The organism is Allorhizobium sp. NPDC080224, from assembly GCF_050281005.1.
GTDB lineage: Bacteria > Pseudomonadota > Alphaproteobacteria > Rhizobiales > Rhizobiaceae > Allorhizobium.
On the sequence record NZ_JBNNWJ010000001.1, the window covers coordinates 2,053,387 to 2,068,843 of the forward strand.

At 61.3% G+C, this 15,457-nt stretch carries 11 protein-coding genes; 6 read left to right on the forward strand and 5 right to left on the reverse strand.

Translation table 11 applies throughout. The annotated features are described in order from the left end of the window. Positions 1-145 precede the first annotated feature (145 nt). Together ACQKP1_RS10325 and hspQ are read left to right on the forward strand one after the other, a co-directional pair. Positions 146-1,066, forward strand: a complete 921-nt coding sequence (locus ACQKP1_RS10325; protein ID WP_427275148.1) for a DMT family transporter — start codon at positions 146-148, stop codon at positions 1,064-1,066. A gap of 87 nt (positions 1,067-1,153) precedes the next feature. Continuing rightward, positions 1,154-1,483 (forward strand): heat shock protein HspQ, encoded by a 330-nt coding sequence (gene hspQ / locus ACQKP1_RS10330; RefSeq protein WP_006727720.1) that lies wholly within the window; start codon positions 1,154-1,156, stop codon positions 1,481-1,483. 77 nt (positions 1,484-1,560) lie between these two features. On the opposite strand, the gene ACQKP1_RS10335 is transcribed toward hspQ, so the two are convergent. After that, complete coding sequence (locus tag ACQKP1_RS10335) at positions 1,561-2,193, reverse strand: invasion associated locus B family protein (RefSeq protein ID WP_006727721.1); 633 nt, start codon at positions 2,191-2,193, stop codon at positions 1,561-1,563. A 212-nt stretch (positions 2,194-2,405) separates the two neighbouring features. Here ACQKP1_RS10335 and ACQKP1_RS10340 point away from each other — a divergent pair, with 212 nt between their 5' ends. The 3 genes from ACQKP1_RS10340 to ACQKP1_RS10350 all read left to right on the forward strand — a co-directional run bounded on the left by ACQKP1_RS10340 (position 2,406) and on the right by ACQKP1_RS10350 (position 6,025). Next, a complete protein-coding gene (locus ACQKP1_RS10340; protein ID WP_427275149.1) occupies positions 2,406-4,271 on the forward strand; it encodes an extracellular solute-binding protein in 1,866 nt (621 codons plus the stop codon). 98 nt (positions 4,272-4,369) lie between these two features. Beyond that, positions 4,370-5,041: a DsbA family oxidoreductase gene (locus ACQKP1_RS10345; protein ID WP_427275150.1), complete on the forward strand. Its 672-nt coding sequence runs from the start codon at positions 4,370-4,372 to the stop codon at positions 5,039-5,041. Between the two features lie 57 nt (positions 5,042-5,098). After that, the gene (locus ACQKP1_RS10350; RefSeq protein WP_427275151.1) at positions 5,099-6,025 is read left to right on the forward strand and encodes a DMT family transporter; all 927 of its coding nucleotides are present in this window, start codon (positions 5,099-5,101) and stop codon (positions 6,023-6,025) included. 600 nt (positions 6,026-6,625) lie between these two features. Here ACQKP1_RS10350 and mfd read toward each other — a convergent pair. Both mfd and ACQKP1_RS10360 read right to left on the reverse strand, forming a co-directional pair. Beyond that, entirely contained in the window at positions 6,626-10,132 is a 3,507-nt protein-coding gene (gene mfd / locus ACQKP1_RS10355; protein ID WP_427275152.1) for a transcription-repair coupling factor, read from the reverse strand. A gap of 5 nt (positions 10,133-10,137) precedes the next feature. Next, positions 10,138-10,452 carry a succinate dehydrogenase assembly factor 2 gene (locus ACQKP1_RS10360; protein WP_006727727.1) on the reverse strand — a complete coding sequence of 105 codons (315 nt, stop codon included), beginning with the start codon at positions 10,450-10,452 and terminating at the stop codon, positions 10,138-10,140. A gap of 95 nt (positions 10,453-10,547) precedes the next feature. On the opposite strand from ACQKP1_RS10360, the gene recG reads away from it, so the two are divergent. Beyond that, positions 10,548-12,653 (forward strand): ATP-dependent DNA helicase RecG, encoded by a 2,106-nt coding sequence (gene recG, locus ACQKP1_RS10365; protein WP_427275153.1) that lies wholly within the window; start codon positions 10,548-10,550, stop codon positions 12,651-12,653. Positions 12,654-12,665: 12 nt separating this feature from the next. Here recG and ACQKP1_RS10370 read toward each other — a convergent pair whose 3' ends face one another. Together ACQKP1_RS10370 and glmS are read right to left on the reverse strand one after the other, a co-directional pair. Further along, entirely contained in the window at positions 12,666-13,394 is a 729-nt protein-coding gene (locus tag ACQKP1_RS10370) for a DUF502 domain-containing protein (RefSeq protein ID WP_427275154.1), read from the reverse strand. Positions 13,395-13,496: 102 nt separating this feature from the next. Beyond that, entirely contained in the window at positions 13,497-15,323 is a 1,827-nt protein-coding gene (gene glmS, locus ACQKP1_RS10375; protein ID WP_427275155.1) for a glutamine--fructose-6-phosphate transaminase (isomerizing), read from the reverse strand. Between the last annotated feature and the right edge of the window lie 134 nt (positions 15,324-15,457).

The following is a 15,457-nucleotide window of genomic DNA, read 5'->3' on the forward strand; positions in this document are numbered from 1 at the left end:
GTTTTGCCGACCAGAAGCGCCGGCGGAGAGATCCGCCGGCGTTTTTCGTTTGTCTCGGTACCATTTCGAAGAAATGCCGCTTTCGCCCAGGATGGCCGCACGTTAGCACTTGGACAGTCCTTTCCCTCCGCCGATAGCGATCCCCATGCCCGCTCCACACCAGACCACCGATCCGCGCCTTTACGACTGGCTGCTGTTCTTGCTGGCGCCCTTGTTCTTTTCCTCGAACCTGATCTTCGGTCGAGGGATATCAGGCGAGGTCGGGCCATTCACGACTGCGCTGTTGCGGTGGGTCGGAGCCGCGCTCCTGATGTCGCCCTTCATCTGGCGCGAGCGCCAGGCCTGCCTTGCCTTCGTCCGGCAACACACCGCCCTCTGGCTGACGCTTGGCATTCTCGGCATGGGCATTTGCGGCGGCGTGGTCTACTGGGCGCTGACCCTCACCACCGCATCGAACGCGACGCTGATCTACACGACCTCGTCGCTCTTCATCATCCTGTTCCAGTGGCTGTTTCAGAAGCGCGCCATCACCGGTCGCGAACTTCTCGGCATGATCATCGCTTTCGGCGGCGTCGTCGCAATCGTCCTGAAGGGGCATCCCGAAGCGCTTCTTGAACTCACCTTCAACATCGGTGATCTCGCAATTCTCGTGGCTGCAATTGCCTTTGCCGCCTACTCCCTCTTGCTGCGGCGCCCTTCCGTCCGCGCGATGCCGCCGCTGCCTCTGTTCGCCTTGCTGGCTTTGTCGGGCGCGGTCGTTCTCATCCCGCCGGGACTGATCGAAATGGCCTCGGGAGCCCCCCTGCCCGATACTTGGATGGAATTCGCCAAGCTCGCCGGGATCATCCTCTTTGCGTCCCTTGCCGCCTTCTACTGCTTCCAGCACGCCGTCCAGGTCTTCGGGCCCGGGATCGCCGGAATGACCCTCTACCTCATGCCGCCGATGTCGATCTTGATGGCGGTCGTCTTCCTCGGCGAACGTTTCGAGCACTATCACGCCATCGGCATAGTTCTGGTCACCGGCGGGCTCGTCCTTGCAACAGCACCGGGCCGAAAAACGGCCTAGGTCTGGCAGTTGGCCACACTGTCACACACCATCCCTTGATTTTGCCGGGCTTTCTTCCCAAATATGACAGGGAAAGGAAGTCAAACCATGAAACAACGAAGCGCTAAATTTGGTATCGGGGACGTCGTACGGCACAAGTTCTTTCCGTTCCGCGGCGTGATCTTCGATGTTGATCCGGAGTTTGCCAATTCCGAGGAGTGGTGGAATGCAATCCCCGCCGAGGTCCGGCCCCACAAGGACCAGCCCTTCTACCATCTGCTCGCGGAGAATTCCGAAACGGAATACGTCGCTTATGTCTCCGAGCAGAATTTGGAGCGGGATCAGAGCCAGGAGCCCCTGCGTAATCCGCAGATCCAGCAGATCTTCGAACCGCAGCAGACGGGCCGCTATAAGCCGAAGATGAACTTCGCCCACTAAGCCACCTGATACCTCAATGCAAAGAAGCCCGCGTCTGATGACGCGGGCTTCTTGTATCTAGAGCTGATCGCGGGGGATCAGTTGCCCTGCTTGGCAGCGTTCTGGGCGTCGGTGATCGCCTTGTTACGCTCTTCCTGCTTCTTCTGCATGGCTTCCTGCAGCATGCGCTGGCGCTCTTCGGCCTGCGACTGCGACATCGCTTCGCCATCGAAGGCGCCGGTGAAGCCGGTCAGCGGGATCTTGATCGGGTTCGGCGCGCGGCGGAAGTTGATCGAGGTGAAGACGACCTCGTTGCCCTTCTTCAGGCTCGCGATGATCGCGTCCGTCAGCGGGATTTCGGCGGTGCAGCGGTCCGGCAGGCAGACGGCATAGTCGAGCTTGGTGCCCTTAGCGCCATCGATCTGCATCATCACGCCCGGCGGGATGAGGCGGGCCGAGGGAACCGTGACCTGTAGCAGCTTGCGGTTGACCTTGCCTTCGACCGTGATCAGGCCGACCGCGGTGATCAGCTGACCGTTTGCGGCGACGAGCTGGTTCTGGACGACGCAGACGTCGGACTCTTCCTGCTTGGCGCAGGTCTTGAACCACTTCGCCTCGGAAGGCGCGGCGGCTTCCTGTGCCTGGGCGACGACCGGCATGGCGGTTGCCGCAAAGGACAGTGCGATTGCAGACACAGCCGTCCGCGTTGCGTTGCTAAGTTTGAACATCATACGTATTCCGTCTCCTGAAAACCCCTGTCGCGCAGACTTTTTTGCCGCGTCATTCACCGGTCTTGTCAGCCCCCACCTGTCGTTCAAATGAGGCAAATACATGACCCTGCGATCTGGCTCACCTGTTACATCGCGGCGGCCAGAATATCCAGCGTTTCTTTGACGCCGGATCGACTCACATCTCCTCATTCTCACCCGCTTGTGTTGGTTTTATGGTGAGTGTGCTAGCGTCCCGGCACGTTCGAGATTCTAATTCGAGGAGGATCGCCGCCTTGCGCCGTCTCTTGTTTACTCTGCTTCTGCTGCCCTTCGCCTCTGTCGCTGCGGCAGAACCCATGCACGGCATTGCCATGCATGGAGAGCCTGCCCTCTCCGCAGACTACACGCATTTTCGCTACGTGAATCCGGAGGTGAAAAAGGGTGGCAAGGTCAATTACGGTGTGGTCGGCACCTATGACGCGCTGAACCCCTTTGTCCTCAAGGGCATGCGCACCACGGCGCGCGGCGTCTGGGATCCGGAATTCGGCAATCTGCTCTACGAGCCGCTGATGTCCCGGTCTGCCGATGAACCCTTCACGCTCTACGGCCTGCTTGCCGAAACCGTCGAATGGGATGCGGACCGGACCTATGTGCAGTTCAATCTCAACCCCAAAGCGCGCTGGCATGACGGCAAGCCGGTCACTCCCGAAGATGTGATCTTCACCTTCGAGCTTTTGCGCGACAAGGGACGCCCGCCCTTCAACGGCCGGCTCAATGCAGTCGCCAGCATGGAGAAGGTCGGCGAGCACGGCATCAAGTTCACCTTCAACGAGAAGGCCAACCGCGAGACACCGCTGATCTTCGCCAACTCGACCCCGATCCTGCCGAAACACGCGATCGATCCGGAAACCTTCGATCAGGGCGGGCTCAACATCCCGATCGGTTCGGGCCCCTACAGGATCAAGGAGCTGAAACCCGGCGAGAAGGTCACCTGGGCGCGTGATCCCGATTATTGGGGCAAGGACATTCCGTCGAAGGTCGGCTTCGACAATTACGACGAAATCAGCGTCACCTATTTCCTCCAAGAGGCAACGCTGTTCGAAGCCTTCAAGAAGGGCGAGATCGACATCTATCCGGATGGCGATTCGAACCATTGGCAGCGGGCCTACAATTTCCCGGCCGCGCAGAATGGCGATGTCGTGAAGGAAGCCTTCAAGCCTGGGCTCCCCTCCGGCATGCTGGGCTTCGTCTTCAACACGCGACGCCCGATCTTTGCGGACGTCAAGGTCCGGGAGGCCATCAGCACCGCCTTCGACTTCGAAGCGATGAACAAGACCCTCTTCGGCAACGCCTTCACCCGCACGCAAAGCTATTGGCAGAATTCGGCACTCGGCGCCTTCGGCAATGCCGCAGACGAGAGGGAGCTGGCGCTGCTCGGGTCTGCGAAAGAGAAACTGTCGCCGGAGATCCTCGCTGGCACCTACAGCCAATCGGCCACGGACGGATCCGGCGGTGATCGCAAGGCGCTCGGCACGGCCGTCAGGCTCTTCCAGGAAGCGGGCTACAAGATCCAGGGCGGCAAGATGATCGATGCCGCCGGCAAGCCGCTCGCCTTCGAGGTGATGACCCAGAACGAAGGTCAGGAGAAGATGGCCATCGCGTTTCAGCGGACGCTGAAAATGATCGGCATCGACATGGCGATCCGCACCGTCGATGACGCGCAGTATCAGGCGCGCTCCAACAGCTTCGACTATGACATGATCATCAAGGCTTACACCTCGTCGCTCTCGCCCGGCGCTGAGCAGGTCAATCGTTGGGCATCCGAAGCGAAAGATGCCCAGGGCAGCTTCAACTATGCTGGCGTGGCCGACCCCGACATCGACCGCATGATCGAGGCATTGCTGCAGGCCCGCGACCCGGCCGATTTCCAGGCAGCCGTGCGCGCTTATGACCGGCTCCTGGTTGCCGGCCATTATGTTGTGCCGCTCTATCATATCGGCGAGCAGTGGGTCGCCCGCTGGAAGCATATCGGACGACCCGACGCAGCCCCACTCTATGGCTACCAGCGCTCCACATGGTTCGACGCACGGATGCAATAACCCCCAAGCGTTTGACGCTGTGTTTCCGGGCCGGAGCTTGTCTCCGGCCTGCTTTGCTTTAAGGACGATCGACACGAATGCCAGAAAAGGATGACACCATGGACCGCATCACCATCGACCTCGTATCCGACGTGGTCTGCCCCTGGTGTTATCTTGGCAAGGCGCGGCTTGAGCTTGCGATCGCCGAAGTGCAGGACGAAGTCAGCGTCGACATCAACTGGCGGCCCTACCAGCTCAACCCCGACTATCCGCCTGAAGGTGTCGACCAGCAGATCGAACTGGCGAAGAAGCTGGGCGGCAAGGACAAGATGGAGCAGGCGCATGCGCATTTGAAGTCGCTCGGCGCCGAGGTCGGCATTGCCTTTGATTTCGAAGCCATCAAGGTCGGCCCGAACACGCTCGATGCGCATCGGCTGATCCATTGGGCCGGCCAGGAAAGCCGGGAGACCCAGGCCCGCGTGGTCGATCTCCTGTTCAAGGCGAATTTCGAACAGGGCCGCAATATCGGCGACACCGCCGCGCTGCTCGACATCGCGACCGAAGCCGGGCTGTCGCGTCCGGTGATCGAATCGCTGCTGGCAGGCGATGCCGATGTGAACCATGTGCTCTCAGAGGTGGAAGCCGCCAAGCAAATGGGCGTGAACGGCGTGCCCTTCTTCATCTTCGACCAGCAATATGCCGTCAGCGGTGCCCAGCCGCCGGCGGAACTTGCCAATGCCTTGCGCGAAATCGCCAAGGCGAAGGCCGAGGCGCTGCGCGATCTGAATTGACGGTTGTAACGAACACTCGTATCCCGGTGAGGTAACCTCCTCCCCGGGATCATCACCTTGTCCGCCGACACCACTTTCAAAGGCGTCATCTTCGCCTTCATCTGCTTTGCCGCCTATTCCTTCAGTGATGCTGCCGTGAAAATGGTGGAAGGCCGCGTGCCTGCCTTCGAGGCCGGCTTCATCGGCAGCCTCTTCGGCTTCCTGGCAATCCCCTTCCTGATGAAGCGCGGTGATCGTTATACGGATCTGGTGCGCAGCACGAACTGGCCTCTCTGGGGCCTGCGTTTCGTCTGTTCTGCCGTGGGCACCGTCGGCAGTATCATTGCCTTCACGCAGCTTTCCATGGCCGAGGCCTTCTGCCTGATCTTCCTCCTGCCGAGCTTTGCAACGATCATGTCGGTGATCTTCCTCAAGGAAGAGGTGGGCATGAAGCGCTGGGCAGCCGTCCTGATCGGCTTCCTCGGCGTGCTGGTGGTCTTGCGTCCGGGCTTTCGCGATTTGGAAATCGGGCACCTCGCAGCACTGATCTCAGGCTTTGCCGGCGCCGTCACGATCATCATCTTCCGCGCCATGGGCCCGCAGGAGAAGAACATCTCGCTCTATGGTGCGGGTCTGCTCGGCAGCGTCATCATCTGCGCGGCCTTCTCGCTGCCGGACTTCCAGGCGCCCGACAGCTACGACCTGATGCTTCTTGCCGCCTTCGGCCTGCTCGCCGCCGTCGGCAATATCTTCATGATGCTGGCGTCGTTTTATGCCCCTGCCCCAATCGTCGGGCCGATCCAGTACAGCCAGATGCTCTGGGCCATCCTGCTGGGCTATCTCGTCTTCGGCGACAAGGTCGACTGGCCGATGGGCATCGGAATCGTGCTGATCGTAGGGTCAGGGCTCCTGACGCTGATCCGCGAGCGCAAACGCGACACGCCGCTTCCGCCACCGGTGGCCGGCAAGACGGATGCGGCACTGGCGATCAGGCCTGAAGACTGATCCCCGAGAGAATCAGTGCCGTTTTCGGCTGCTACATCGTTTTCGAGCTATTGCAACGCTTTCGTTTAAATGCGCCCATTCTGATGCAATCGCACTGTTCAATCACCTGCGAGCAGCAATGCTTTCAGATAGAACAACCGTTTAAATCGATACAAACTGAGCGAATATTGGCAGTATACCCCGTATTGCCGCGAATTTTGTACTAAGACTCGAAGATGATAGTTACCCCGGTTATCCCAAGCTAGCGAAGGCCCTTTCGGCGGCTGATCCGAATTACGTTGATTGAGAGGCCTTCGCGTTTGCTTTTCCCACTATTCGCGCTCTAATGCGGCAGCAGGCAGCACCGATTCATTTTGGTGAAAGGTGCGCCTATGCAATCTCCTGACATACTTAAGCTTAATCTCTGGGGCCTTCAGGCGGAGGCAAACGGCACGGTAGCCATTGTCGTGCTATTCGCGATCGTCCTAGTGGTCTGCGTCGTTCGACAGCGACGGAGATGATATGTTGGCCAACGTTTAGGTTGCCCCGCATGAATTGCCGCATGTCGTTCGGTCATCAGCAGTCGAGTGGCCTGATAGATGCTATGGCCCCTCCCTCGTCTCAAACAGCTTTCGCCAGTTCCGCCAGTTGCGTCATCACCACCGCGGCCCCCGAAAGCCGCTTTTCCGGCGTCGGGAGGTCGCGGGTGAGGAACACCGAGTGGTCTGCCCTGATCTTGGCCATGCTGCCCTGCTTGGCGATATAGCCGACCAGCGCCGCCGGGTTCGGGAACTGCTTGCCGCGGAACTGGACGACGACGCCCTTGGGGCCTGCTTCCAGCTTTTCGACATTGGCCGTACGGCACAGCGCCTTGATGTAGACGACTTTCAACAGGTGCTGGACCTCGATCGGCATGGGACCGAAGCGGTCGATCAATTCGGCGCCGAATCCGTCGATCTCTCTGAGGTCGTCGAGCTCGCCGAGGCGGCGATAGAGTGCCATGCGCAGATGCAGATCCGGCACGTAGTTTTCCGGGATCATGACCGAGGTGCCGACCTGGATCTGCGGCGACCAGCCGGTATCGACCACTTCATCGACACCCTTCACCTCGGCGACCGCCTCTTCCAGCATCTGCTGGTAGAGCTCAAAGCCGACTTCCTTGATATGGCCGGACTGTTCCTCGCCGAGCAGATTGCCGGCGCCACGGATATCGAGGTCGTGGCTGGCAAGCTGGAAGCCGGCGCCGAGCGTGTCGAGCGACTGCAGGACCTTCAGGCGCCGTTCGGCACCCGCCGTCAGCACCTTGTTGACCGGGAGCGTCAGGAGCGCGAAGGCGCGGACCTTGGAGCGACCGACACGGCCACGGATCTGGTAGAGCTGGGCGAGGCCAAACATGTCGGCACGGTGGACGATCAGCGTGTTGGCTGTCGGCACATCGAGGCCGGATTCGACAATGGTCGTCGAGAGCAGCACGTCATAGCGGCCCTCGTAGAAGGCGTTCATGATGTCTTCGAGCTCGCCGGCAGCCATCTGGCCATGGGCGATCGCCACCTTCAGTTCCGGCACGTTCTCGTCGAGGAAACTTTTCACATCCGCGAGATCGGCAAGGCGCGGGCAGACATAAAAGCTTTGTCCGCCACGATAATGCTCGCGCATCAGCGTCTCGCGGATGACGAGCGGATCGAAGGGCGAAATGAAGGTGCGCACTGCCATGCGGTCGACCGGCGGCGTGGTGATCAGCGAGAGTTCGCGCACCCCGGTCATGGCAAGCTGCAGCGTCCGCGGGATGGGCGTGGCGGAAAGGGTCAGGACGTGAACGTCCGACTTGAGCTCCTTCAGGCGCTCCTTGTGCTTAACGCCGAAATGCTGCTCCTCATCGATGATGAGAAGCCCGAGATTGGCGAAATTGACGCCAGAGCCGAGCAGCGCATGGGTGCCGACGACGATATCGGTCTTGCCTTCGGCCACTTCCTTTTTGACGAGGTTCAGTTCCTTCGTGCCGACAAGACGCGAGGCCTGCTGGACGCGGATCGGCAGCCCCCGGAAACGTTCGGAAAAAGTCTTGAAATGCTGGCGGGCCAGTAGCGTGGTCGGCACGACGACAGCGACCTGAATACCGTTCATCGCGGCGATGAAGGCGGCACGAAGCGCCACTTCCGTCTTGCCGAATCCGACATCGCCGCAGACGAGGCGGTCCATGGGACGGCCGGCGCCGAGGTCCGAGCGGACGGATTCAATCGCGGTCTCCTGATCTTCCGTCTCGTCATAGGGGAAACGGGCGGCGAACTCGTCGTAGAGACCTTCCTGTGTGGTCAATACCGGAGCCGTCCGTGTCATGCGTTCGGCGGCAATGCGTATCAAGGCGCCTGCCATGTCGAGCAGGCGCTTCTTGAGCTTCGCCTTGCGCATCTGCCAGGCGCCACCGCCCAGCTTGTCGAGTTGCACTTCCGTCGCCTCGCCGCCATAGCGGGAGAGCAGATCGATGTTTTCGACCGGCAGGAAGAGCTTGGCCTCATCGGCATATTGCAGTTCGAGGCAGGCATGCGGGGCGCCGGCGGCCTCTATGGTGCGCAAACCGACGAAACGGCCGATGCCATGTTCGGCGTGAACGACGATCGAACCTTCATCGATGCCCGCAACTTCAGAGATGAAATCGGCGGCGCGCTTGCGGCGCTTGGAGCGGCGGACCATGCGGTCGCCGAGAATGTCCTGTTCGCCGATGATGACGAACCCGTTGGTCTCGAAGCCGCCTTCGAGGCTGAGGACGGCGGTGCCCGCCTCGCCCTTCTTCAGCTTGTCGACATCCTTGAGGGCCGCGACCGGCACAAGCCGCTCCAGGCCGTGCTCATTGAGCACCTGCAGCAGGCGATCGAGCGAACCTTCCGACCAGCCGGAGACGACGACCTTGGCGCCAGCAGCGCGCTTGTCGGCGATATAGGTGACCGCCTGGCCAAAGACATTGGCGCGATTGCCGTCTTCGCTGGCTTCGTTGGCACTCTTTGCCCAGCGCGGCGTCGGCCGGGCATCCACCTCGATGACAACACGGCTTTCACCCCCGTGTTCGGCAAAGGGGGTGATCCGGATCGGGTCGAAAGCGTCGAGGTTGGCGCCGAACTCGCTGGCACCGAGATAGAGCCGCTCCGGCGGAACCGGCTTGTACGGCGTGCCTTGGGCGAGATGGCCCTTGCCGGGCGTCGCCGAGTTAAGGCGCGCCTCGTAGTAGTCGCGGATCAGCTTGGCGCGCTCTTCGGCTGCCTCACGCACGGTATGGTCGGTGACCATACGGAAGCCGCGCAGATAATCGAAGGTCGTCTCCAGCTTGTCGTAGAACATGGGCAACCAGTGCTCCATGCCGGCATAGCGGCGCCCCTCCGAGACCGCCGCATAGAGCGCGTCGTCGCGGGTGGCGGCGCCGAAGAGCGAGAGATAGCTCTTGCGAAACCGGCTGATGCTCTCCGGCGTCAGTGTCACCTCGCTCATCGGGTTGAGATCAAGCGAACGGACCTGGGCGATCGTGCGCTGGCTTGCCGGATCGAAGGAGCGGATGCTTTCGAGCGTATCGCCAAAGAAGTCGAGACGCACGGGCTCTTCCGCACCGGGCACGAAGACATCGAGAATGCCGCCGCGCACGGCGAATTCACCGACCTCCCGCACAGTCGCAACCCGGTCGAAACCGTTGCGCTCCAGACGTGCGGCAATGTCATCCATGCGCACCTGATTGCCGGGCTTGGCCGAAAAGCCGAGGCTGTCGATCACATCAGCTGGTGCCACCTTCTGCAGCATGGCATTGACCGTCACCAGCACGATGGCAGGATGCGGATTGAGATAAAGCGCAATCAGACCCGACAGTGCCGCCAATCTCCGGGCCGAAACATCTGCGGACGGCGAGACGCGGTCGTAAGGAAGGCAGTCCCAGGCCGGCAGGCTTAAGACCGGAATGTCGGGCGCTGCAAAGCTCAGTGTCTGCTCGAGATTCTGCAGCCGCTGCCCGTCGGATACCACATAGGCGACAGGTTTCCCCTCACGCGCCAGTTCGGCGAGGATGAAGGCATCCATGCCGTCGGGCACATGGGAAAGCGTCAGCGCGGATTGTGCGCCGACAATCCGCTTCACATCGATCAGAGGCATATCAGTTACTTTGCAGCGTATTCATCGCCCGTGACCGGTGAGAAATCCGGGCGCAGGGCGGCAATGCGTTCGAAGAGTGGTGTCTGGAGATGGGCCGGCACGGGCTCGGCCCCGGTGATGTAGCGGACGAGGTCATTGTCTTCCTCGACCATGATGCGCTCCAGCTCGTCGAGCTCCTCGTCTGAGAGCTCGCTGATATGGGCTTCGCAGAACTGGCCGAGCATCAGGTCCATTTCCCGGATGCCGCGATGCCAGCAGCGGAACAGGATGCGCCGACGGCGCGGATCGAGGTCGGCACTGCTTTTCACCAGTCCAGTCATCTTGGCATCCTTCCAATTCTTGCGCTTCTATAGAGCAGCGTCCGACAAATGTCAGCTTGCCAAAGGGGCAAATAACGAGGCATTTTGCCCTGATCATGCGTCCCCATCTTCTCGATCCCCTGTTCGCCTCCGTCGCCTCGCTCAGCGGAGTGGGCCCCAAGCTCGCCCAACTTCTCGCCACGCTGCTCGGGCGCGAGGATGCCGAGGATACGCGGGTCGTCGACCTGCTCTTCCTCGCCCCACACCGTCTGATCGACCGACGCCACCAGCCGGGCATCGCCTATGCACAACAAGGCTCGCTGGTAACGATCACCGGCCGGGTCGACCGCCACATGCCGCCGCCGCCGGGCAAGAGCAACCTGCCCTACCGCGTGATGCTGCATGACGAGACGGGGGAACTGGCGCTCACCTTCTTCCGGGTCAAGGGCAACTGGCTGGAAAAGGCACTGCCGATCGACGAGATCGTCATGGTCTCAGGGAAAGTCGACTGGTTCAATGGCCGCGCCTCCATGGTCCATCCCGACCTGATGGTGAAGGCAAGCGAGGCCGAAAACCTGCCACTGGTCGAGCCGGTCTATCCGCTGACCGCAGGGCTCGGCCCCAAGGTGCTGCGCAAGGCCGTGGAGGCGGCTGTCGAGCGCATGCCGGATATGCCGGAATGGGCGGATGCGCCGCTTGTGACGAAACAGGGTTTCGCCAGCGTGCGCGAGAGCCTGGTTGCGCTCCACAATCCGCGCGACGAGAAGGACATCGACCCGCAAGCGCCGGCCAGACGCAGGCTCGCCTATGATGAATTCCTCGCCGGCCAGGTGTCGCTCGCCTTGGTGCGGCAGAAGCTGCGCCGGGTGCCGGGCACGCCGATCAAGCCGACGGGCGAGATCAGCGACAAGATCCGCGCCACCCTGCCCTTCACGCCGACCAACAGCCAGCTGGCGGCGATCGACGATATCTTGAAGGACATGGCCTCCGACCAGCGTATGCTGCGCCTGGTGCAAGGCGACGTCGGCGCCGGCAAGACGCTTGTGGCGTTGTTCGCGATGGCAGCCGCCGTCGAGGCCGGCGGACAAGCCGTGCTGATGGCACCGACGGAAATCCTGGCGCGCCAGCATCATGCGACCCTTGCCAAGCTCGGCGCGCCGGCTGGCCTCCGGATCGAGGTGCTGACCGGCCGCACCAAGGGCAAGGAGCGCGAGGCGATCCTGGAGCGGATTGCATCCGGCGAAGCACAGATCGTTATCGGAACCCATGCGCTCTTCCAGGACGCCGTTGTCTACAAGAACCTGACACTCGCCGTGGTCGACGAACAACATCGCTTCGGCGTGCATCAGCGTCTGCGACTGACCTCCAAGGGTATCTCGCCGCATATGCTGGTCATGACTGCAACACCCATCCCGCGCACGCTGGTGCTCGCCGCCTTCGGCGACATGGACGTCTCCAAGCTCACGGAAAAGCCCGCTGGCCGCAAGCCGATCCAGACGGTGACAGTACCGACCGAGCGCGTACCCGATGTCATCGAGCGTCTGCGGGCGGCAATCGCGGAAGGCAAGAAGGCCTACTGGATCTGCCCGCTGGTCGAGGAAACCGAAGAAAGCGAGCTGATGTCGGCCGAGGAGCGGCAAGCGGTGCTGGCGCAGTTTATCAAGGCGCCGATCGGGCTGGTGCATGGGCGCATGGCGGGGCCGGAGAAGGACGCTGCCATGCTTGCCTTCAAAAACGGCGAGACGCGGCTGCTGGTGGCCACCACAGTGGTCGAGGTCGGTGTCGATGTGCCCGATGCGACGATCATGGTCATCGAACATGCCGAGCGCTTTGGCCTTGCCCAGCTGCATCAGCTGCGCGGTCGCGTGGGCCGCGGCGATGAGGCGTCGAGCTGCATCCTGCTCTACAAGGGCCCGCTCGGGGAAACCGGCAAGGCGCGGTTGTCGATCCTGCGCGATTCGGAGGATGGCTTCCTGATTGCCGAAGAGGACCTGAAGCTGCGCGGTGAAGGCGAGCTTTTGGGGACCCGCCAGTCGGGCACGCCAGGCTTCAAGATTGCCAGCCTCGAACATCATGGCGACCTGCTGGAGATCGCCCGCAAGGATGCTGCCTATCTGCTGGATCGAGACCCGGAACTCACTTCGGAGCGGGGAGAAGCTGTCAGAACACTGCTGTATCTCCACCGCCGAGACGAAGCGATCCGCTTCCTGCATGCGGGGTGAGGAAAGACGTATTTAGGAACGGCCGGCACGCTTGGGCGGCTCGACCGGATCGTCAGCCGCGAGATCCTGAAACGCCGCCATGGCGTCCGCGACGGTCGGCTTATACTCCGGCGTGACAAGACCGGCCGAGATCAAGAGCTTCACCCCCTCTTCCGGGCTCATGTCGAGCAGCATCAGCTTGCTGCGCGGCACGAACATCAGAAAGCCGGCGGTTGGCACCGGGGTCGGCGCGAGGAAGACCGCCACCATCTCCTCGCCGTCCTGATTGAGCTTCGCAGCAATCTCGCCCTTCGCGTCCGTCGAGACGAAGACCAACGCCCAGGTCCCCGCGCGCGGAAATTCGATCAGGCCGACCTTCTTGAAAGAGTTGCCCTGCTCCTTCAGCACGGTCTCGAAGATCTGCTTGGTGCTTTTGTAGACGGTGCGCACCAGCGGCATCCGGTTGAGGATATTTTCGCTGTAGGAGACGATCGAGCGACCGATCAGGTTTCGCCCGAGGAAACCGACAAGCGTGATGAAGAGAATGGCGATGAGAAGCCCGGTGCCGGGAACGGCAAATTTCAGATAGGCCTCAGGGTTATAGCGATCCGGCAGATAGGGTTTCACCCAGCTGTCTGCCCAGTGGATGAAGGTCCAGGTCAGGTAGATGGTGATCGCCATCGGCGCGCAGATAATCAGACCGGTCAGGAAGTTGTTCCTGAGCCGCGTCGCCATCGAAATCCTGTCAGAACCTTCGGTCATGCCCACCGTCATTGTGCAGTGCCGTAACGCTGCGGACAATGCCGGAGTGACACCTATGGCGCAAGAGCAAGAATTGGGGCAGCGGACTGCCCCGATCCGGGATCACTCGACCGTGACGGACTTGGCGAGATTGCGCGGCTGGTCGACGTCGGTGCCCATGAAGACCGCCGTGTGATAGGCGAGCAGCTGGATCGGGATCGAGTAGATCATTGGCGAGACGATCTCGGCGACCACGGGCAGCACAATGGTGGCCATGGTCTCAAGCTTCGAGGCGGCAGCGCCCTTCTCGTCGGTGATGAAGATGATCTTGCCGCCGCGGGCTGCCACTTCCTGCATGTTCGACACGGTCTTCTCGAAGAAACGGTCGAAAGGTGCAATGACGATCACAGGCATATTCTCGTCGATCAGGGCGATCGGGCCATGCTTCAGCTCGCCGGCGGCATAACCTTCGGCGTGGATATAGGAGATTTCCTTGAGCTTCAGTGCGCCTTCGAGCGCCAGCGGATAGCTGGTGCCACGTCCGAGATAGAGCACATCCTTGAACTTCGAGAGGTCGCGCGACAGGGCCTCGATCTGTGGCTGCACCGCATTCAGCACCTGGCTCATGATGCGCGGCATTTCAGCCAGGCTCTTCACCAGCTGCTTTTCTTCTGTCTGATCAATCGTGCCACGGGCACGGCCGGCAGCGAGCGCCAGCGAGGCAAGGACTGCCAGCTGGCAGGTGAAGGCCTTGGTCGACGCGACCCCGATTTCCGGGCCGGCGAGGATCGGGAAGACGGCATCCGATTCGCGGGCGATCGTCGATTCCTTGACGTTGACCACGGCGCCGATCTTCAGCCCGTTGTCACGGCAGTAGCGCAGCGAGGCGAGCGTGTCGGCCGTTTCACCGGACTGCGAGATGAAAAGGGCCGCCTGATCCTTCGACAGCGGCATTTCGCGGTAGCGGAATTCCGAGGCGACATCGATTTCGACCGGCAGGCGGGCATAACGCTCGAACCAGTATTTGCCGACGAGGCCAGCAAGATAGGCGGTGCCGCAGGCGGAGATGGCAAGGCCACGCAGATTGGCGAAATCGATCTCGTTTGCCGCGTCCCGAACAGTGTGATTGGCGAAGTCGACGTAATGCGACAGGGCGTGAGAAATCACCTCCGGCTGTTCGTAGATCTCCTTCTCCATGAAGTGGCGATGATTGCCCTTGTCGATCATGTAGGCGGAGGCCGAGGAGATCTGCACCGGACGATCGACCGGATTGCCGTCGATGTCGAAGATATGGGCGTCCTGCTTGCCGATGACCGCCCAGTCGCCGTCATGCAGATAGGCGATGCGGTTGGTGAAGGGCGAGAGCGCAATCGCATCGGACCCAAGGAACATCTCTCCGTCGCCGAAACCGATCGCAAGCGGCGGACCGGAGCGTGCCGCCATGATCGTCGACGGATCGTCCTCAAAGATGACGGCGAGCGCATAGGCGCCGGTCACATGGCGCAGCATCTCGTGCATGGCCTCGCGGCGACCGAGACCCTGCCGGCGATACTTGGCGAGCAACTGCGCGACGACTTCCGTATCAGTCTGCGTGGTGAAGGTGGCGCCTTCGGCCGCCAGTTCTTCCTTGATCTCGGAAAAATTCTCGATGATGCCGTTATGAACGACGGCGACGCCTTCGACGAAATGCGGATGGGCGTTGGTTTCGTTCGGCACGCCATGGGTTGCCCAGCGGGTGTGAGCAATGCCGATGGATCCGGGAAGCGGATCGCCGGCAAGCTTCGTCTCGAGATTGAAGAGCTTGCCTTCAGCGCGGCGGCGATCGAGCTTGCCGTCGTTGATGGTGGCAACACCGGCGGAATCATAGCCGCGATATTCGAGCCGCTTCAGGGCATCCACCAGACGCTCCGCCACGGGCTTGTTACCGACGATGCCGACGATGCCGCACATGAAATTCTCCGTTTCGTATCAACCACGCGGCTTTTCCTAGCGGTTTCATCGCAATAGGCAATTGTGCGTGAGGTCAAATTGCGTTTCGTCTCGTAATGCAACGCAGCATAACAAGCGGTGAAGTCTGAACTGGT

Bases quoted from the DNA above. Each gene is read 5' to 3' on its own strand.
- ACQKP1_RS10325 (WP_427275148.1), top strand. From the start codon at position 146: ATGCCCGCTCCACACCAGACCACCGATCCGCGCCTTTACGACTGGCTG.
- hspQ (WP_006727720.1), top strand. From the start codon at position 1,154: ATGAAACAACGAAGCGCTAAATTTGGTATCGGGGACGTCGTACGGCAC.
- ACQKP1_RS10335 (WP_006727721.1), bottom strand. From the start codon at position 2,193: ATGATGTTCAAACTTAGCAACGCAACGCGGACGGCTGTGTCTGCAATC.
- ACQKP1_RS10340 (WP_427275149.1), top strand. From the start codon at position 2,406: ATGGTGAGTGTGCTAGCGTCCCGGCACGTTCGAGATTCTAATTCGAGG.
- ACQKP1_RS10345 (WP_427275150.1), top strand. From the start codon at position 4,370: ATGGACCGCATCACCATCGACCTCGTATCCGACGTGGTCTGCCCCTGG.
- mfd (WP_427275152.1), bottom strand. From the start codon at position 10,132: ATGCCTCTGATCGATGTGAAGCGGATTGTCGGCGCACAATCCGCGCTG.
- ACQKP1_RS10360 (WP_006727727.1), bottom strand. From the start codon at position 10,452: ATGACTGGACTGGTGAAAAGCAGTGCCGACCTCGATCCGCGCCGTCGG.
- recG (WP_427275153.1), top strand. From the start codon at position 10,548: ATGCGTCCCCATCTTCTCGATCCCCTGTTCGCCTCCGTCGCCTCGCTC.
- ACQKP1_RS10370 (WP_427275154.1), bottom strand. From the start codon at position 13,394: ATGACCGAAGGTTCTGACAGGATTTCGATGGCGACGCGGCTCAGGAAC.
- glmS (WP_427275155.1), bottom strand. From the start codon at position 15,323: ATGTGCGGCATCGTCGGCATCGTCGGTAACAAGCCCGTGGCGGAGCGT.